The 19,349-nt window shown below is 76.5% G+C and carries 14 protein-coding genes; 9 read left to right on the forward strand and 5 right to left on the reverse strand.

Annotated elements, in window-relative coordinates; genetic code table 11:
• Positions 1-3 precede the first annotated feature (3 nt).
• The 4 genes from ADL22_RS02680 (at position 4) to ADL22_RS02695 (ending at position 8,959) form a co-directional block, all read left to right on the forward strand.
• Complete coding sequence (locus tag ADL22_RS02680; RefSeq protein WP_079063796.1) at positions 4-3,024, forward strand: DEAD/DEAH box helicase; 3,021 nt, start codon at positions 4-6, stop codon at positions 3,022-3,024.
• The gene (locus tag ADL22_RS02685) at positions 3,021-4,508 is read left to right on the forward strand and encodes an SWIM zinc finger family protein (protein ID WP_066973397.1); all 1,488 of its coding nucleotides are present in this window, start codon (positions 3,021-3,023) and stop codon (positions 4,506-4,508) included. The genes ADL22_RS02680 and ADL22_RS02685 overlap by 4 nt, the downstream gene beginning before the upstream one ends.
• A 14-nt stretch (positions 4,509-4,522) precedes the next feature.
• On the forward strand, positions 4,523-6,460 hold the full coding sequence (locus ADL22_RS02690) for a helicase-associated domain-containing protein (protein WP_234430511.1): 1,938 nt from the start codon (positions 4,523-4,525) through the stop codon (positions 6,458-6,460).
• A 294-nt stretch (positions 6,461-6,754) separates the two neighbouring features.
• Positions 6,755-8,959: an NB-ARC domain-containing protein gene (locus tag ADL22_RS02695; RefSeq protein ID WP_066973401.1), complete on the forward strand. Its 2,205-nt coding sequence runs from the start codon at positions 6,755-6,757 to the stop codon at positions 8,957-8,959.
• Positions 8,960-8,992: 33 nt separating this feature from the next.
• Here ADL22_RS02695 and ADL22_RS02700 read toward each other — a convergent pair whose 3' ends face one another.
• Positions 8,993-10,765 carry a CDP-glycerol glycerophosphotransferase family protein gene (locus ADL22_RS02700; protein ID WP_234430512.1) on the reverse strand — a complete coding sequence of 591 codons (1,773 nt, stop codon included), beginning with the start codon at positions 10,763-10,765 and terminating at the stop codon, positions 8,993-8,995.
• Between the two features lie 255 nt (positions 10,766-11,020).
• Positions 11,021-12,646, reverse strand: coding sequence for an FAD-dependent oxidoreductase (locus tag ADL22_RS02705; protein WP_066973403.1), 1,626 nt, complete (start codon positions 12,644-12,646; stop codon positions 11,021-11,023).
• A gap of 723 nt (positions 12,647-13,369) precedes the next feature.
• On the opposite strand from ADL22_RS02705, the gene ADL22_RS02715 reads away from it, so the two are divergent.
• The 5 genes from ADL22_RS02715 (at position 13,370) to ADL22_RS02735 (ending at position 17,097) form a co-directional block, all read left to right on the forward strand.
• Complete coding sequence (locus tag ADL22_RS02715; RefSeq protein WP_066973407.1) at positions 13,370-14,314, forward strand: quinone oxidoreductase family protein; 945 nt, start codon at positions 13,370-13,372, stop codon at positions 14,312-14,314.
• Between the two features lie 87 nt (positions 14,315-14,401).
• Complete coding sequence (locus ADL22_RS02720) at positions 14,402-15,286, forward strand: IclR family transcriptional regulator domain-containing protein (RefSeq protein WP_066973409.1); 885 nt, start codon at positions 14,402-14,404, stop codon at positions 15,284-15,286.
• A gap of 103 nt (positions 15,287-15,389) precedes the next feature.
• Positions 15,390-15,845, forward strand: a complete 456-nt coding sequence (locus tag ADL22_RS02725) for a hypothetical protein (RefSeq protein WP_066973410.1) — start codon at positions 15,390-15,392, stop codon at positions 15,843-15,845.
• A 38-nt stretch (positions 15,846-15,883) separates the two neighbouring features.
• Complete coding sequence (locus tag ADL22_RS02730) at positions 15,884-16,525, forward strand: uridine kinase (protein ID WP_066973412.1); 642 nt, start codon at positions 15,884-15,886, stop codon at positions 16,523-16,525.
• A gap of 110 nt (positions 16,526-16,635) precedes the next feature.
• Positions 16,636-17,097: a type II toxin-antitoxin system PemK/MazF family toxin gene (locus ADL22_RS02735; RefSeq protein WP_066973414.1), complete on the forward strand. Its 462-nt coding sequence runs from the start codon at positions 16,636-16,638 to the stop codon at positions 17,095-17,097.
• Between the two features lie 60 nt (positions 17,098-17,157).
• Here ADL22_RS02735 and ADL22_RS02740 read toward each other — a convergent pair whose 3' ends face one another.
• The 3 genes from ADL22_RS02740 to ADL22_RS02750 form a co-directional block, all read right to left on the reverse strand.
• Positions 17,158-17,700, reverse strand: a complete 543-nt coding sequence (locus tag ADL22_RS02740) for a DUF1697 domain-containing protein (RefSeq protein ID WP_066973416.1) — start codon at positions 17,698-17,700, stop codon at positions 17,158-17,160.
• A gap of 47 nt (positions 17,701-17,747) precedes the next feature.
• A complete protein-coding gene (locus ADL22_RS02745) occupies positions 17,748-18,347 on the reverse strand; it encodes a methylated-DNA--[protein]-cysteine S-methyltransferase (RefSeq protein WP_066973418.1) in 600 nt (199 codons plus the stop codon).
• Between the two features lie 91 nt (positions 18,348-18,438).
• Positions 18,439-19,323 carry a glycerophosphodiester phosphodiesterase gene (locus ADL22_RS02750; protein ID WP_066973420.1) on the reverse strand — a complete coding sequence of 295 codons (885 nt, stop codon included), beginning with the start codon at positions 19,321-19,323 and terminating at the stop codon, positions 18,439-18,441.
• Positions 19,324-19,349: the final 26 nt, after the last annotated feature.

Raw genomic sequence — 19,349 nt, forward strand, 5'->3', positions numbered from 1 at the left:
GGCATGGCGAGAAGGCAGGAGGCGCCGGGACGGGCGTTCCGGCCGCCGGTCGCCGCTGCCGCGGCACTGCCCGGGGTGCGGGAGGATGCGGACGGGCCCGCGGCGGCCCTGACCGGCTGCGCCGCGATTTTCCTGCCCGCCGCCACACCGCGCGCGGGAAGAGTCGCGTTCTGGCGGCCGGACGGCGGACCGCTTCCCTCGGCGGCAGCCGGAGCGGCCGGAGCGGCCGAAGGGGGAGACGTGCCCGGGGCGATGGCCGGCCGGGAGGTCGCCCCGCTGGCCGTTGCCCGGCGCCACGGCAGCGGCGCGCGGAGCCGCACGGTGTCCGCGCTGCTGCTTCCGCTGCCGGAGGCCGTTCCTCTGCTGGTGCGGGCCCGGCACGACCCCGGTGCGCATCCGGCCGCCGCCTGCTGGGGCGCGGCCGCCCTGCACGCCCTGCACCTCGCCGCGCGCGGACGGCTGCTGCCCGGCCTGACCGGTGAGGACACCGACGCCTGGCGGGCCGGCCCGCTCGACCCGGATGACATCGCGCACCTCCGGGCCATCGCCGCCGCCATGCCCGGGGAGGCGTATGCCGTGCCACTGCCCGGCAGCCGCCCGCTCCAGCTGCCCGAACCGGCTGCCCTGGTGCGGCAGTTCATCGACGCCGTGGCGGACACCCTGCCGCGCACCCCGGCGGCCGGGCTGGTGGCCGGCGCCCCGTTCGCCGCGGCGGAGCCGCAGTACCTCCCGGGCGCGCGGGAGTGGGCCGCCGAGGTCGCGGCCGGTTCCGACGCCGGAGTGGCGCTCTCGCTCCGTCTGGACCTCGCCGCGCGCCAGCTCTTCGACACCCGGGACGAGCGCCCGGCCAGCGGGGTGGATGAGGCCGCGGGCGGGGAGGCGGGGGGCGAGCCGTGGGACCGGTCGCCGTCCCGGCCCGGTGCCGCCGAGACGCAGGGGGCGGCCGCGGCCGTCCTCCAGGTGCACAGCCGCAGCGATCCGACCCTGGTGGCCGACGCCGTCCAGGTATGGGAGGGCGACGTCCCCGAGGCGTTCGGCCCCCGGGCCCGCGCGGACACCCTGCTCGCGCTGCGCCGGGCCGCCCGCGTCTGGCCCCCGCTGGGCCGCCTCCTGGAACGGCCCGTGCCCGACGTCCTGCCGCTCACCGAGGACGAGCTGTCCGACCTGCTGGCGGAGGCCGCGCCGCGCCTGGGCGCCGCCGGGGTGGCCGTCCACTGGCCCAGGGAACTGACCCGCGGCCTGACGGCGACGGCCGTGGTGCGGCCCGCGCCGGGTTCGGCCGCGGACGGTTTCGGATTCTTCGACGCCGGGCAACTGGCCCAGTTCCGCTGGCAACTGGCCATGGACGGCGTGCCGCTCAGCGAAGCCGAGATGGACGCGCTGGCGGAGGCGCACCGCCCGGTCGTCCGGCTGCGCGACCAGTGGGTGCTGGTCGATCCCGCGCTGGTCCGCAAGGCGCGCAAACGCGAACTGGGCTATCTGGAGCCGGCCCAGGCCCTCGCCGCGGCACTCGACGGCAGCGCGGAGGTGGACGGCGAAGAGGTCGAGGTGGTGCCGCTGGGCGCGCTCGCCGACCTGCGCGGCCGGCTCACCGCCCCGGCACGCCCGCTGCCCCCGCCCCCCGGGCTCCGGGCGACCCTGCGCGACTACCAGCTCCGCGGCATGGCCTGGCTCGACACCATGGTCGCCACCGGGCTGGGCGGCTGCCTGGCCGACGACATGGGCCTGGGCAAGACCATCACCGTCATCGCGCTCCACCTCCACCGGCGGCCCACCGCCCCCGTCCTCGTCGTCTGCCCCGCCTCCCTGCTCGGCAACTGGCAGCGCGAGATCGCCCGCTTCGCGCCCGGCACGCCCGTACGCCGCTTCCACGGCGCCGGCCGCAGCCTCGACGGCCTCGACGGCGGCTTCGTCCTGACGACCTACGGGACGATGCGCAGCAGCGCCGCCGAACTGGCCGATCGCACCTGGGCGTGGATCGTCGCCGACGAGGCGCAGCACGTGAAGAACCCGCGCTCGTCCACCGCCAGGGCGCTGCGCCGCATTCCGGCACCGGCGCGGATCGCCCTCACCGGCACACCCGTCGAGAACAACCTCTCCGAGCTGTGGGCGCTGCTGGACTGGACGACCCCCGGGCTCCTCGGCCCGCTCAAGACGTTCCGCGCCCTGCACGCCCGCGAGGTCGAGGGCGGCGAGGACCCGCGCGCGGCGGAGCGGCTGGCGGGACTGGTGCGGCCGTTCATCCTGCGCCGCAAGAAGTCCGATCCGGGGATCGCGCCCGAACTACCGCCCAAGACCGAGACCGACCACCCCGTCCCCTTGGGGCGCGAGCAGGCCGCGCTCTATCAGGCCGTGGTCCGCGAGACCCTGGCCCGTATCGAGGCCGCCGAGGGCATGGCGCGGCGCGGCCTGGTCATGAAGCTGCTGACCGCCCTCAAACAGATCTGCAATCACCCCGCGCAGTACCTCAAGGAGACCGCCCCCGGCCTCGCCGCGCGCTCCGGCAAGCTCGAACTCCTCGACGAACTCCTCGACACGATCCTCGCGGAGGACAACGCCTGCCTGGTCTTCACCCAGTACGTCGGCATGGCGCGGCTGCTCGAACGGCACCTGGCCGGGCGCGGCATCCCCACCCAGCTGCTGCACGGCGGGACGCCGGTGGCCGAACGGGAGAGGATGGTCGACCGCTTCCAGTCGGGCCGCACCCCGGTGTTCCTGCTCTCCCTGAAGGCCGCCGGCACCGGGCTGAACCTCACCCGCGCCGGCCATGTGATCCACTACGACCGCTGGTGGAATCCCGCGGTGGAGGACCAGGCCACCGACCGCGCCTACCGCATCGGCCAGACCCAGCCCGTCCAGGTCCACCGGCTGATCACCGAGGGCACCGTGGAGGACAACATCGCCCAGCTCCTGGCCGCCAAGAAAGCGCTCGCCGACGCGGTGCTGTCCGGTGGCGAGAGCGCGTTCACCGAGCTGACCGACGCCGAGCTCGCCGACCTCGTCTCCCTCAGGAGGCCCGGATGAGCCCCGGATACCGCCGCCGGCCCGCCGCCACCGGGCGCGCCGCCGCCGCGGACCGCCTGGTCCGCGCCGACCGCTCGCGGACCTTCCCGCCGCTGCCGGCGGACGGGGGCGCCGGCGGCACGGGCGCGGCGTCCTGGTGGGGCGGCGCCTGGCTGGACGCGCTGGAGCGCGGCGCGCTCGACACCGCCCGCCTCGCCCGCGGCCGGGCCTACGCCCGCGACGGCCATGTCGACACGATCAACATCACCCCGGGCCGGGTGATCGCCACCGTCCGCGGCAGCCGGCCCCGCCCGTACAGCGCCGAGATCCGCGTCAGAACGCTCTCGGCGGAGGAGTGGGACGCCCTGCTGGACGGTGTCGCCGCCCACCCCGACCGGCTCGCCGCGCTCCTGGCCAAGCGGCTGCCCGGTGAACTGGCCGAGGGGCCGGTGCGGCTGCTGCCCGGCCCCGGCGACCTGGTGCCCCGGTGCTCCTGCCCGGACAGCGGCCGGCCCTGCAAGCACGCCGCCGCGGTCTGCTTCCAGGTGGCCCGGCTGCTGGACGCCGACCCGTTCGTCCTGCTGCTGATGCGCGGCCGGGGCGAGCGGGAGCTCCTCGACGACCTCACCCGCCGCAGCGCCGGCCACGGGGCCCGCGAGGGACGGCCCGCCCCGGGGGCGGCTTCCGCGGCCCCTGTCCTGAGGGGCCCGGCGGCCGGCGCCCCGCCCGTTGCCGCGGACCCGGCCGCCACCAGGGGCGCGTTCCAAGCCGAGCCCTCCGCGGCCGGCTCCGGGGCGGACGGGCGCACGCCATCGGGGAGTTCCGGCCCGGACCCGGCGGTCACCGAGGGCGGGGGAGTGGCGGCGCCCCGTGGTGTACTCGCCCGGGAGGCGCTCGCCGAGCGGCGCCGGCCGCCGCTGCCGCCGCCCCTGCCCGCGCCGGAGCGGCCCGGTGAGCCGCCCGCCCTCCCGGACGCCGGCAGGCTCCCGTTCGACGCCACCACCCTCGAACTCCTCGCCGCGGACACCGCCGCCCGCGCCCACGCCTGGCTGACCGACGGCGGTCCGGCCCCGGCACTGTCCCCGTACGAGGACGCCATCCGGCTGGCCGCCACCGCCCACCCGACCGCCGGGCTCACCGCCACCACCCGGGCGCTCTACCGCTCCCTCGCGGCGGCGACCGGCCGCACCCCCGCGGACATCGCCCGCGCCGTCGCCGCCTGGCGCCAGGGCGGCCCCGAAGGGCTCGCCCTCCTGGAGCGCACCTGGATACCGCCCGCCGGCGACTTCGACCGCGCCCGCAGCGCCCTCCTGGCCGCCGGGCTGCCCGCGCTGCGCCCGCACCACAACCACCTCACCGACCCCGCCCGCGGCGTCCAGCTCCGCTTCGGCCGCGACCACCGCTGGTACCCGTACGAATCCGAGCCGGGCAGCGACGACTGGTGGCCCACCGGTGCCGCCGACCCCGACCCCGTGACCGCCCTGACCCCCCTGTTCGCACCATGACTAACCTCAAGGCCGTGGAAGGTCTCGACGTACTCACCCGCTCGCTCGCGCGGCGCACCCCCGAACAGCTCGCCGCGCTCCTCATCCGCCACGCCGAACCGCTCGCCCGGCGCCCCGCGCCCACCGAACTCCGCGGCCTGGCAAGCGCGTTGTGGTCGTACGAAACCCTCCACCACGTGGTGCTGCACCTCGACCACCCCCGGCTCCAGATGCTCGCCACCACCGCCCGCATCAGCCGCCGGCGGGCCGCCCGGGACGCCGCCGCGCCCGCCGCCCCCGCCCCCGGCGCCGACTACCAATCCCTGATGGCCCACCGGCTGTCCTTCCCGCAGCTGGCCACCGAACCGGTCCCGCCGGGGGACATCCGGGCCGCGCTCGGCGCCACCGACCCCGGCCCCGCCCGGGACGCCGCCGACGCCGCCCTGGACGCCCTGTGCGCCGACGGCCTCGCCGCGCTCACCGACGACGGCGCCGTGGTCCTCCCGCCGCGCGTCCTCCAGCTCCTGGACGCCCACGACCTCGGCCCGTTCACCCCGCACCCCCCGGCGCCCGCCCCTGAGGACGCCGCCCCGGAGGTCCGCGCAGTCGCCGTACCCGCCCCACGGACCACACCGGCCGAGGAATCCCAGGCGGCCGCGGCGCGGCTGGCCACCACCATGGAGCGCCTGCTCGACTCCCTGGCCACCGAGCCCGCCACGCTGCGCAAATCGGGCGGGCTGACCGTCCGCGAGCTCAAGCGGCTCACCAAGGCGGCCGGCGCCACCGAACCGCACACCCGCCTCCTGCTCGACCTCGCCCTGGCCGCCGGGCTGATCGCGCTGACCCGCAGCCCCTCGGGGATCACCGCGCTGCCCACCACCGCCTACGACGACTGGCTCGCCCGCCCGCCCGGCGAACGCCTCGCTCCTGTAGTGGCTGCCTGGTACGCCCTCTGGGACATCCCCACCCACACCCCCTTCGGCGAGACCCCGACCGCCCTGGTACGCGGACACGACCGGCACGCCCCCGCCCTCCGGCACGCCCTCCTGGCCGCCCTCGCCGATGTCCCCCCGGGTGCCGGAGCGCCGCTCCCGCCCCTGCCGCTCCCCGACGCACCGGAGGACGCGGGCGCCCTCGCACCGCTGCGGCGGCTGCTCCGCACGGCGGACTGGCACCGTCCGCTCGCCGTCACCGAGCAGCCGCTGGCCGAGGAGCGCGCCGCCCACACCCTCCACGAGGCGGCCGCCCTCGGTCTCACCGCCCACGGCACCCTCACCCCTCTCGGCCGGGCTCTGCTCGCCGGCCCACCGCAGCTGGACGAGGCCCTGCGAGACCTGCTCCCGCCGCCCGTCGAACGGGCCCACTTCCAGGCCGACCTGACCGCGGTGGTGGCCGGCCGCCCGGCCCCGCGGCTCGCCGGACTCCTCGCCTCCGCCGCCGACCGCGAATCCGAGGGGCACGCCGTGACCTGGCGTTTCACCCCCGCATCGGTCCGCCGGGCACTGGACACCGGCCACACCGCCGACACCCTCCGGGACGCCCTCGCCGCGGTCTCGGCCACCGGCACCCTGCCGCAGCCCCTCGGCTACCTCCTCACGGACACCGCCCGCACCCACGGCCGGATGCGGGTCGTGCCCGCCGCCTGCTGCGTCCGCTCCGAAGACCCCGCCCTGATCGCCGAACTCGCCGCCCACCAGGCCCTGCGCCCGCTGGGCCTGCGGGCCTTGGCCCCGACCGTCCTGGTCAGCGCCCGGCCTCCGGCCGCCACCCTGGAGGCGCTGCGCGCCGCGGGCTACGCCCCCGCTCTGGAGGCCGACGCCGGTACCGGCACCGCCACCGTCGAACGGCTCGCCGGCCACCGCGCCCCGGTCCCCGGCCCGGTCCGCGACCCGCACGCCCCGCTCGCCCTCGCCCGGCGCCTCCTGGGACACCCGGCGGAGGGCCGGGGGACCGCCGTTAACGGAGGCGGCTGAGCCGGTCCGGGCCGCCCCGGCCACGCGCGCCGGGGCGTTTCTGTGCGGTGGCCCACTCCTCGTCCACCGCTCCCCGCGCCTCAGCTCAGCGAGGCGGACTGACGCCTTCCGCCGCCCTGTGATCGCTCACCGAGGACCGAAGACCGACTCTCACCGAATTCGAGCGTTTATGGCCGGATGAGGAGGTGAGCGGCGCTGCCGTGTCCACCGGCACGCCGCATTGTCAGTGGCGTCAAGTAGCGTTTGGTGACAGGGAATCGACCGCAGCGATCGACCGGGGCGGGGGAGCACACGGTGGAAGACAACGGGGCGGGCACCGAGCGGGTGCGGAACGTTTTCAGTGGGACGGCACACGGCCCGCTGATCCAGGCCGGGGTGATCGAGGGCGGTGTGCACCTCGCGCCCCCGCGGCCGGAGCCGCCGGTGCCGCGGCAGGTGCCGCCCGGCTCACCGCAGTTCGTCGACCGCGAGCCGGTGCTGGCGGAGATCGACGGCTGGGTGGGCGAGGGAGGAGGGATGGCCGTCCTCAGCGGCCTTCCCGGGGTGGGCAAGAGCGCCACCGTCCGCAGATGGGCGCAGGAGGGGCGCGGCCGCTTCCCGGGCGGCGAGTTCTACGTCGACTTCGCCGAGCTGCGGGCGCAGGCGGGCGGCGACGTCTCGGCCGGGGTGAGCCGCTGCCTGCGAGCCCTCGGCGTCGAGGATCAGTATCTGCCCGGCACGCTCGGCGAACTGACCGCCCTGCTGCGCAGCCTGACGGCGGACAAACGGGTCTTGATGGTGCTCGACGACGTGACCGAGCCGGCCCAGGTCCGGGCGCTGGTGCCGGGCGCCCCCGGCAGCGTCGTCCTGGCGACCAGCCAGTCGATGCTCGGCGAACTCCTCGATGACGGCGCCCGGCTGATGCCGCTGGAGCCGCTCTCCCCCGAGCACGGGCTGCAGCTGCTCCGCCGGCTGTGCGGGGAGCAGCGCATCACCGCCGGGGACGAGGACGCGGCCCGGCGCATCGTGGCGAGTTGCGGCGGGCTCCCGGTGGCCCTCCAGGTCGCCGCCGCCCGGCTGGTGATGCATCCGCGTTTGACGGTCGCCGCGCTGGCCGAGGAACTGGCCGACGACCGGCGCCGGCTCGACGCCCTGCGCCGGGGAGGGGAGCGACCGGTGTCCGCTGTGCTCACAGTGGCGTACGAGGGCCTGCCGCGGCCCGCCGCGCGGCTGTACCGCCTGCTGGGTCTGCACCCCGGCCGCCGCTGGGACGCCGCCTCGGCCGCCGCGGCAGCCGGGTGCACGATCGCCGACGCGACCGAGCGGCTCGAGGTCCTGGAGACCGCCAGCCTGATCGCGGTGGCCGCCGACGGGCGGTACGAGTTCCATGACCTGGTGCGGCTGCACGCCCGGGAACGGGCCGCCGAGGAGGACGGCGAGGCCGAGCGCACGGCGGCCGTCGCCCGGGTCGTGGATCATCTCCTCACCCGCGCCGCCCAGGCCGATCTCGCCGTCATGGGCCGCCGGATGCGCATCGGCACGTACACCGACCGGCTGGGCGAGGCCGACCGGGCCACGGCCTTCGCCGACCGGCAGCAGGCACTGGACTGGCTGGACGTCTGGCGCGCGGAGCTGCTGGCCGCCCAGCAGGCCGCCGCCGAGCACGGCTGGCACCGGCAGGTCTGGGAGCTGGCCGAGGCGCTGACCGCGCTCTTCCTCAACCGCCGCTACCTCAACGACTGGGTCCGCAGCGGCGAACTGGGCGCCCGGCACGCCGCCGCGGACGGCCACCCCGCCGCCGAGGCCCGGCTCCGCTCGCTGCTGTCCCGCCCGCTGATGGACCGCGACGAACTCCGCCGCGCCCGCCGGGAGCTGGAGACCGCCGTCGCCCGGGCCGACGAGTCCGGCCACCCCCTGCTGCGCGCCTCCGTCCGCGAGTTCCACGGCCGCTACTGGGACCGCTGCGACCCGGCCCGCGCCGTGGCCGTCTACGAGGAGGCGATGGCCTTCTACCGCGCCGCGGGCGACGAACGGGGCATCGCCATCGGGCGCTACTTCATGGGCTGCGCCCTGCACGCCGTGGGCCGCACGGCGGAGGCCCGGTCCACGCTCCAGGACGCCTATGACGGCTTCCTCGCCCTCGACGACCGCCGGATGGGAGCCCGCGCACTGGCCGCGATCGGCGGCGTCCTGCGCGACTCGGGGCAGAGCGCGGAGGCGGTGGCCGCGCTGGAGGAGGCCGCCGCCATGCTGCGCGAGCGCGGCGCCGTCCACTACGAGGCCCCGGTCTACGAGACGCTGGCCGAGCTGGCCGAGGAGCGCGGCGACCGCGAGCAATGGCGGTGGTATCTGACGCGGGCGCTGGAGATATACGAGGCGGGCGGCGGCCCGCGCGCCGTGGATCTGCGCCGCAAGCTGGCGGACGCGGCGAACGGCGACTCGGCGAAGGGGGACGCGGCGAACGGCGACGCGGCGGACGACGGACCAGCGGACGGCGATGCCGCGGACGGGGACGTCTGACGGCAGCCCGGGAGGCGGCCCAGGGAGGGGCCCCTACCCCGCCGCCCCCGCCCGCCGGGTGAGCCGGAGGGAGACGTCCTCGGTGCGATTGCCGAGGGCGAGGGTGACGAAGCCCTCCAGGGGGTGGTGGGCGCGCAGGCAGGTGTAGACGACTGCGGCCAGGACGGCGGGGTCGTCCAGCGGGCCGGTGGCGGAGGTCTCGACCGTACGGCCGTCGCGCAGCCCGACCCGGCAGCCGCGGCCGGCGACGGTGGCGGCGGCGAGCAGGCTGCCGGGGTAGCGGGCGAGGGCGTCATCGATCCACCGGTCGGCGGTCACGACGGTGCCGGCCTCCTCCCGGCGGAACAGCACCGACGCGCTCTCCGGCCACTGGCGGTCCGTCTCGTCATCGGCGCAGGACAGATGGCGGAACGGCCCGCCGGGAGCGTCGGCCCGCGCCACGGACGAGAAGGCGGCCACGGCGGCCGGGGTGCGTTCGACCGTGACGACGGGGCCGCCGGGCCCGTCGGACAGGGAGGTGTGGACGTGGCAGGCGGTGGGCGCTTCCGGGCGGTCCGGGAGGACCGGCGGTGCCGGCGCCGGGCGCGGGGGCGGCGCGGCGGCCGGTTCCTGGAGGCGCAGCAGGTCGTAGACGGCGGTGCGGAGGAGATGCAGCGCGCGGCCGGGGGCGGCGAAGGCGCTCTCGCCGACCTTGCGCAGCCGGTCCGCGGTGTCGTCCCCGGGCGGCTGCCCGTCGCCGAGGGCCCGCTCGATCTGCGGCCGCAGCGGCGCCTCCGGGCGCAGCCGCGGGGCGATCCGGCCCAATTCAGCCATGGGCGTGCCGGCGACGGCCTCGTCCTCGCCGAACGCGCCGAGCAGCAGCGGGGTGCCGAGCGCCGCGCCGTAGAAGGTGACCGACCCGTGGTCACCGATCAGCAGGTCGGCGGCGAGCAGGGTGGCCTGCCAGCCGGCGGTCGGCGGGATGGTCAGCAGACCGGCGTCCCGCGCGGACGCGAGGTGCGAACGGAGGGTGTAGGCGCCGTGGGCGGAGACGATGTTGGGGTGGGTGACGAGGGCGACGGCGTAGTCGTCCAGGGGGAGTTCGGCGAGCAGCCGGGCCGGGAGGGCGGCGTCCCGGCCGAGGACGGAGTGGTCGCGCCAGGTGGAGCTGAGCATGATCAGCCGCCGGCCGTCCCGGATGCCGAGCGCCTGGCGGTAGGTGTCGCGCAGCTTCCGCCCGTCGAGCAGCGCGTCATAGCAGGGGTCGCCGATGAGCAGAGTGCGGCCGGCGGCGGCGGGGTGGGCGGCGGCGAGCTGGGCGGCCTGGTCCGGGTGCGAGATGGTGAGCCAGGCGCGGCCGCTGCGCAGCAGCGCGTCCGGGACGAGACCGGCGAGCCGGTCGCGGTCGCTGCGGGAGTCGGGGACGGTCTTGTGGAAGCCGGCGCCGTGCGGCAGGACGAGGACCGGGCAGTCGTGGCCGGCGGTGGTGAGGTCGGCGTTCTCCGTCGCGGTGATGATCAGGTGCGGGTGCGCGCGGGCGAACTGCGGCCAGGGCAGGACCCGGGCGCCGACCGAGCGGAGCAGGGCGTGGACGCCGTCGTTGAAGGCCGAGGTGGGGTCGTAGGCGAAGACCAGGTCGATCCGCGGGTCGTCTCGCAGGGCCGGCCCCAGGACGTCCAGGAGCCGGACAGTGGAGGTGACGGTGCGGGCGATCGCGACCACCAGGCGCTCGCCGGGGAACGTCCGCCAGCGCGCCGCGTCCTCGCCCACCGGCACCCGCAGTGGCGGCAGCAGCCCGAGGGTGGGGTCATATCCGTCCGCGGGCACGCCTACGCTGCCGTCCGCGCCCCCAACGACCGCCGGCCCGGCCGCGGTTCGCGGTTCGCGGTTCGCGGTTCGCGGTTCGCGGTTCGCGGTTCGCGGTTCGCGGTTCGCGGCCAGGCTGCTTTTAGCGCGCTCCACCGTTCTCCGCAACCCCCTGGTGAGGAACGAGTGCCGGCGGCCCTTCCGCCGGTGATCGGACGTACGTTCCCCGGCCCACCGTAATTCAGGCCGTTTCCGCGCGGTGCCAAGGGGCCGGTCTCAGCCGCCGCCCGGCTTCCGCTTGCCGCCGCCGAACCGCCGTAACCGCAGCGCCGTGGGGCCGAAACCGAGGGGCCGGGGGAGTCTGCGGGGCGCCTGCTCGGGGCCGGGCGGGCCCGGTACGGCCGGTGGCGGCGCCGCGAGCGCGGCGGCGGCCGAGGGGGTGAACAGGGCCGGCAGGGTGCTCGGCAGCTCGGCGGGCTCGGAGCCCGGGGGCAGGGCCGCCGGCGCGGCCGCTCCGGACGCCGGGTGGGCTTCGGGCGGCTGCGGCCGGCAGGCGGCCGGGACGGCGGGCGTGACCACGTCGACATAGGCCCGGCAGACCGGCGGCAGCGCCGCGTCCGGCGCCAGCACTCCGCCCACCGCGCCGCGCACGAAGCGGGTCGCCAGCGGCGACCGGGGCACGCCCGACCGCGGCAGCTCCTCGCCGGTGGCCAGCGCCCAGGGCGCGTCGACGAGCCCGCCGATGGTCCGCTGCACCCGGCGGCCCAGCCCCGGGTCGTCCAGGCCGTGGCGCCGCAGCGCCTCGCGGAGCGCGGCGGCCCCGTGCGCGGCGAGGGACAGCCCCTGCCCGCAGTCCGGGCGGACCGAGGCCACCGCGCCGCCCAGCGCCAGGAATCCGGTGGGCCAGCGGGACAGCCGCTCGTAGCGGTGGCGGTGGCTGGAGGTGTCGCGGGTCAGCCGCACCTCGCTGAGCGGTTCCGCGCCGGCGATGAGGTCGCCGATGACCGTGTGCGGGATCCGGCGGGCGAACGGCACGAAGTCGCCGGCACGTTCGGTGGGCGCGTCGCCGCCCGGGCCGCCGCCGGTGAGGGTGACCAGCCAGCGCCCGCCCTCGATCGGGACGAGGGTCGCCGTCCGGGCCGCCGCGAGGGGCGGTTCCGGCGCCGGGGCGCCCGCCTCCCCGTTCCGGCGCCGGTCCGAACGGGCGGTGATCACCGGGCAGTTCTCGTAGCCGGCCGGGGCGCGGAAGATCCGGGTGGCGCAGACGATGCCGGTATCCCGGACGTCCTCGGCTGCGGCGGGCAGCCCCAGCGCCGCCAGCCGGTCCGGCGTGGTGGAGGAGCGGCCGGTGGCGTCCACCACGAGATCCGCGTCGAGACGGTACGTTTCGCCGCTGGTGGTGTCCCGGACCCGCACCCCGGTGACGTGCTCGGCGGTCCCGGTCAGCCCTTCCGCCTCGGTGCCGTCGAGGACCGTCACCCCGGGGAGCGCCGGCACCTGCTCGCGGAGCACCCGGTCGAGCAGATCGCGGGAGCAGGCGAAGACATGGCGGGTCCGGGCGCGGCGGAGCGGTCGGCCGGGCGGGAGCGGACCGGTTGGTTCCGACGGCATCGCGAGCCGGTGCGCGCCCTCGGCCAGCCAGCGTTCGACCGTACCGGGCAGCAGGCTCTCCACGACCCGGGCGCCGTCCGCCGCCAGCAGATGGGCGTGCCGGGGCTGCGGCAGGTCCGTGGGCAGCGCGGGCGTGCGCGGCAGCCGCTCCCGCTCGACCACGATCACATCGGCGTGCTCCGACAGCGCCGCGGCCGCCAGCATCCCCGTGAAGCCGCCGCCGAGCACCACGGCGAGATACGGGTGGGTGAACTGGAGACCGGCGCTGCTCATCCTGCTCGACGCGTTCATGGGCGGTCCCTTTCTCGGCGGTGGCGCGCGAATCCCGGACCGGGCCGGGCCGCGTCCAGAAAGGGCGGAGCGGCGTACGGCCGGGAGCGGCGGCGCGCGGCGGCGATGACGGCGTCGGTGGCGGCGGTGACGCGCGCCGTCAGCGACGGCAGGGAAGCGGACGCGGTCCGCAGCAGGCGCACGGGCGCCGGTGGCAGAGGCAGCGCGCGTTGCGGGTCCCGGCAGGCCGGCGCGAACGCCGGCCTGCCGCCCCCCGATTTCCCCATCATGATTCCCCCTCAGGCCGTGCCCGCCGTGCCGCGGCCCGGTCCGCGTCCCCCGCCACCGTCCGCCCGGGTCACCGGGCGGACCGGGCCGGCACCGCTGCCTCGCACGCCGTGCCCTGCCCTTGGGGACGCGGCCGCCGCCTCTCGCCAACGGCGGACACACGTCCGGATCGTAGGCGGCGTCGATCACTTCCGGTAGCCGGACGCGAGTGAGGGATGTGTGGGAGCCACCCGCCGTATACCGCCGGGTAGATCTACAGCAAAACGGCGCAATGGGTGGAAAACGACTCGCGGTTTTCTCGCGACACGAGAAAACCCGGGGGAAACCGGCGCACGGAAGAGACCGCCGGACCCCGAATGTCCGGAGCATTGGCGCGAATTGATCGGGGAGCGGCGCACCGGCGGCAGCCATGCCTACCCTGTGCGGACACCGCACCGGAGAACCAGAGGGAGAGTCGTGCGCGCGATCGTGATGCGGGAATTCGGCGGCCCGGACGTGCTCCGGCTGGAGGACGCCCCCGAACCGGCGCCCCGCGCCGGGCACGCACTGGTCGACGTCACCCTGGCCGGCGTCAACTACGCCGATGTGCACGTACGGGGCGACACCTACCTCGCCCCCGTCGACCTGCCCTACATACCGGGCAACGAGGTCGTGGGCACCACCGGCGACGGGCGGCGGGTGGTCGGCCTGACCCGCGGCGGCGGATACGCGCAGCGGGCGCTGCTGCACCGCCGCGTCACCTGGGAGATACCCGACGCCCTCACCGACGCGCAGGCGGTCGCGCTGGCACTCCAGGGCAACAGCGCCTGGCACCTGCTGTTCACCGCGCTGCGCCTCACCGAGGGGGAGACCGTCGTCGTACCGGCCGCCGCCGGCGGGGTCGGCTCGCTGGCCGTCCAGCTCGCCGCGCGGGCCGGCGCGAAGGTCATCGCCCTGGCCGGCTCCCCGGACAAGCGCCGCCTCGCCCTCGACCTCGGCGCGCACGCGGCCGTCGACTCCACCGCCGAGGACCTCACCGAGCGCATCCTGGACGCGGCCGGCGGGCCCGTCCAGACGGCACTGGAGATGACCGGCGGCGCCACCTTCGCCCGGACCCTGGCCGCCGTCGCGCCGCGCGGCCGGCTCGCGGTCTACGGCTTCGCCGGCGGCGAACTGGCGAGCGTCTCCACCCGCGAGCTGATGGAGCGCTCGCTGACCGTCTCCGGCTTCTGGCTGCCCCAGCTCTACGCGGACCGCACGGCGCTGCCGACGTCCATGCGGGCGCTCTTCGACGCCGTCGCCGACGGCAGCCTCACACCGCTGACCGGCACCACCTACCCGCTCGGGGACGCGGCGCGGGCCCACCGCGACCTCGCCGCCCGCACCCCGACCGGGAAACTCGCCCTCGACGTCACCCGCTGACACCGGTGCCATCGGGGGCGGGGCGCCCCGTACCGCACACGCCGCGCGCCTTCGGGCGCGGAACACCGCCAGGGGAGAGAGCACACGATGGGCAATCGCACCGCAGCGCCGCAGTCCACGGCCCCGGAGGCCCCCGCGCCGCCCACCGGCCGGGCATCCGGGAGCGCGGCCGCCGCCGGCCCCCGGACGTCCGGATCCGGCCATGCCGAGCGGGTCTTCCTCGTCCAGACCGCCTTCGCCGAACTCGGCGGATCCGCCCACGGGCCCGGTGAGATCGCCGACTTCACCGGCCTGGACGACTCCGTCGTCTACCGCATCCTGCAATCGGGCGTCTACCAGCGGATCTTCGAGCGCGTGGACCGCGGCCTCTACCGCCTGCGGACCTCCGCCGCCCAGCTCGCCTTCACGGCCCTGGACCACCGCCTCGACGGCGCCCAGGCGGTCCTGCGCGAGCTGCGCGCGGCCACCGGCAACGGGCTGGCCTTCCTCTACATGGTGGCGCCGTTCTCCGGGGCGCAGCGGCAGTGCGTCGACATGGCCGTCGGCGACTCCGACCTGGCCGAACTGGGCATGACCCCGCGCGATGTGCTGTCCGTGACCCGCTCGCTGCGCACCGGCGCCTCCGGGCGCACCATCCTCGCCTACCTCCCCGAGGTCCTCCAGCAGCGCGTCCTGGCCGAGCCCGTCCCCGAACAGGCCGGTCCCGGCGTCTACCGGGACAACGACGCGCTGCTGGCCTCCCTGGCCGAGGTCCGCGACGTCGGCTACGCGCTCGGCTACGAGGAGTGCATGGCCGGCTGGAACTCCTGTGCCGCGCCGATCATGTGGGACGGCGCCATCATGGGCGCGGTGCTGCTGCTCAAGCAGAAGTCCGTGATGCCGAAGGCCCCCGGCGGCGTCATCGAGGCGACGAAGGAGGCGGCGGCCGTCCTCAGCCGCTACGGAGCGGCCCGGCCGGCGATGGAGGGCTGACACCCGGCCGCCCCGCCCGGCCGGGCGGGTGTTCAGGAGGCGGTGCGCTTCTCTACCGTGGCACCGTGCGCGGCACCTCGCGCACCACGCACAAGGGGGTCCGATGGAAACGGAACTGGTGGCGCTCGCCACGGCGGGGGCGACCACGCTCGTCCAGCAGATGGCGACCGAGGGCTGGGCCGTCGTCCGCCGGCGGGCGGCGGCGCTGCTCGCCCGGCGCCGGGACAGCGGCGACGAGGCGTCGGTGGAGCGGGAGTTGGACGCGGCGCGGAACGACGTCCTCGACGCCCGGGAGGACGGCGACGAGGCGGTGCCGCAGGGCGTGGCCACGGTGTGGGGCGCCCGGCTGCGGCGGCTGCTCGCCGAGGACCCTGCCGCGGCGGATGAACTGCGGGCCCTCCTCGACGAGGTGGCGCCCCGGCGCGACCAGGGCACCGCCAGGGACATCCACAACACCATCAGCAACAGCGAGATGCACGGTGTGGTCATCCAGGCCGGTTTCGTCAACGGCGGCGTCCACCACCACGGCGGCGGGTCCGGCGGGCCGCACGCCCGCTGAACCGGCTCGCCCGGCCGCCGGCGGGGCACAATGGCCCGGTGCGGCTCGAAGCGATCACCTGGGAACGGCTGACCGACGCGCTCGCCGGGCGCATCGACGCGCTGACGGCGCACGACGGGAGCCCCTGGCTGCGGGTGGCGGTCGACGGGGCTCCCGCGGCCGCCCCCGGCGACCTGGCCGGGCGGCTCGCCGAGGAGCTGCGGCTGCGCGGGCGGGCGGTCCACAAGGCCGGTGTCCACGGCTTCCTGCGGCCCGCCTCGCTGCGGCTGGAGTACGGGCGTCAGGACGCGGACGCCTACCACGACGAGTGGTTCGACCGGCGGGCCCTGTGGCGCGAGGTCTTCCAGCCGCTGGAGCCGGGCGGCACCGGGCGGGTGCTGCCCGACCTGTGGGACCCGGTGACGGACCGCGCCACCCGCAGCCCCTACGCCGAACTGCCGCCCGGTGGCGTGCTGTTGCTGCATGGACCGCTGCTGCTCGGACATTGGTTCCCCTTCGACCTCACCGTGCATCTGACGCTGTCACCGGCCGCGCTCGCCCGCCGGACCCCGCGGGACGAGCGCTGGACGCTGCCCGCCTTCGCCCGCTACGAGGCGGAGACCCGGCCCGAGGAGGCGGCGGACGTCGTCGTACGCGCTGACGACCCCCGCCGGCCGGCCTGGAGCGGTACGGCCGGCTGAGCGGCCGTCCCGCTGCCACAAACCGTACGGCCGACCACTGACAATCGGCCCGCGGCGGCCGAACGCGGGCCGCCTGCCTGCGCGTTCGGGCCGGCCGGTAGCGTGCGGGGGTGACCACTTCGTTCAACGCAGCAGACCCGCATCCGCCGCTGCCCGGCAGCCACGGGCCCACCGCGACGGTGGAGATCGCGCCGCGCGCCGTCCGCGCCGTGGCGATGTCCTACGCCCCGGACCCGGACGGCGATCCCGACCCCGGCGAAATCGTCTGGACCTGGGTGCCGTTCGAGGAGAACGACGGGCGCGGCAAGGACCGGCCGGTGCTGGTCGTCGCCCGGGAGGCGACCGGGACGCTGCTGGCCGTGCAGCTGTCGAGCAAGCGCCACAGCGACGACCGGGACTGGGTGGCGATCGGCGCCGGGCCGTGGGACCGGGCGGGGCGCGACTCCTGGGTGGCCGTGGACCGCGTGCTGCGGGTCCACCCGGAGGGCATGCGGCGGGAGGCGTGCGCCCTGGACCGCGGGCGCTTCAACCTCGTCGCCAACCGGCTGCGGGAGCTGCACGGCTGGCGTTGACGCCCGCCGGGCCCGGGCGCGCCGCCGGCGGACACCCCTGGCGGCGACCCCGGCGGCGGCTCAGGCGTCGGCCAGCGCCAGCAGCTTGGTGACGGTGTTCCAGTTCCGGGACGTGGCCGTCACGCCCAGGCGGGCGCGGCCGACCGCGTCGGCCAGTTTGGAGCGCCCGATGCCCTGGGGACACCACAGGTACAGCTCGCGCCCGATCAGCCGGAACCGGTCCGGGACGAACGCCTCCGCGTCCAGCGCGTCCAGCCGGGCGGTGTCGGCCGGCACGCCGGACAGGAACGTGACATGCAGGGTCTTCGGCTCCGGCACCGCCTGGGGGAAGGGGTTCCCGGCGATCGCGGCGGCCAGCTCGTCCCGGGTCCGGACCACCACCGGCACCGTCAGGCCCAGCTCGGCCAGGATCCGCTCCTCGATCCGGTGGGCGGTCCGCTCCGGTGGGGTCCCCGGGTCGGCGAAGACGAGGTTGCCCGTCTGGAGCAGGACGGTCACCTCCCGGAGGCCCAGGGAGCGGGCCAGCTCCAGCTGGCGGGCCTTGGGAAAGGCGTTGCGGCCTCCGACGTTGATACCGCGGAGCAGGGCTATCTGACGGGACATGCGGGGGCCTCCGGGACGGAACGGGCGGGACAGCAGGGGGCGATCGCTCAGAACAGGGGAGCGGGCAGCACGCCCTCCAGGGCCAGCAGCAGCCGCTTGGTCTCCAGGCCGCCGCCGAAGCCGCCGATCCCGCCGTCGCTGGCCACGACCCGGTGGCAGGGCACCACCACGGGGAGCGGGTTGGCGCCCATCGCCGCGCCCACCGCGCGGGCCGCGCCCGGCTCCCCGACCCGGTCGGCGAGGTCCTGATAGCCGACCACGGCGCCGTACGGGACACCGCCGGCCAGGGCACGCAGTACCCGGGCGTTGAAGCCGGAGGCCAGCGACCAGTCCAGCGGCACCGTGAAGCTCCGCAGCGCACCGGAGAAGTAGCGGCCCAGCTCGGCGGCGGCCGTCTCCAGATGGGGTATGCCCGGCACCGGGGGCCCGCCGAAGAGGTGCTCCAGACGGGTCAGCGCCCGCCGCGCCACCCGCTCGTCCGCGTGGAAGACCACCTGGACCAGGCCCTCGGGGGTCGCCGCCAGCAGCAGCGGGCCGATCGGCGCCTCGACGCGCCGCCAGCCCCACGCGCGGCGGGCCGGGCGGGCCTCCTCCGGGGCGGCGTCCGGCGCCGCGGCCGGTCCGGGAACGTGCTCTGCGTTCGTCACGTCGTCCAGCCTAGGACCGGCCACTGACAACGCGGCGGGGAACGGTCCCGGCGGCCGCCGCCGGACCCGCTCCCCGCCGCTTCCCGGCCGGTCAGTAGCCGGCGTCGTCCAGCGCCTGGCGGACCACGTCGGGCTTGTTGCTGATGACCCCGTCGACGCCCAGGCCGGCCGAGGCGACCGCGGTCTTGGCGTCGTCGACGGTCCAGGTGTACAGCTCCAGCCGGCGGCCGTGCGGCCCCCGGAGCGCGTGCACGGCGTTCACGTACGGATGGGTGACGGCCGTGTGGGGCGGGTTGATCTGGTCGCAGTACGCGGCGTACTTGGGCAGGTCGGCCACCGGGGGGCTGCCGAGGAAGCCGGTCTTGACCGACCGGTTGAGCTGGTGGACCTTCTTGATCGCGTCGGCGTTGAAGCTCTGGATGATCAGCCTCCGCTTGAGGTGGCCCTTGTCCAGCCAGCCGTCCTGGCGCAGCTCCCTCAGGGCCTGCCGCTCGATGCCCGGATACAGCTCGGGGTTCTTCAGCTCCATCAGGAGCCGCTGGCCGTTGTGCTCCACCTCGTCCAGGTAGTCCTCCAGGGTCGGCACGCGCTCCCCTTTGAACTTCGCCCCGTACCAGCTGCCCGCGTCCAGCTTCTCGATCTCCCGGAGCGTGAAGTCGCCGACGTTCCAGGGGGCGCGGTCCGGGAAGACCTTCTTGGCGTCGGTCGTCCTGGCCAGCGAGGTGTCGTGCAGGACGACCAGCTCGCCGTCCTTGGTGCGCTGGACGTCGTTCTCGACCCAGGTGATCCCGCGCCGGTGCGCCGCGTCGACGGAGGCGAGCGTGTTCTCGGGCGCGTACGCCGCGGCGCCGCGGTGGCCGACCACCACCGGGGGATGCCCGTGGGCCGCGGCCCCCTGGGCGCCGGTGGCGGGGAGGACGAGCGCGGACAGACCCAGGAGCGCGCCGGCGAGGGCGGCGGCGGGGCGGATACGCATACGGACTCCTCGTGACGTCGTGGACG

It is taken from the genome of Streptomyces sp. NRRL F-4489 (assembly GCF_001509485.1).
In the GTDB taxonomy this organism is placed as follows: Bacteria; Actinomycetota; Actinomycetes; order Streptomycetales; family Streptomycetaceae; genus Streptomyces.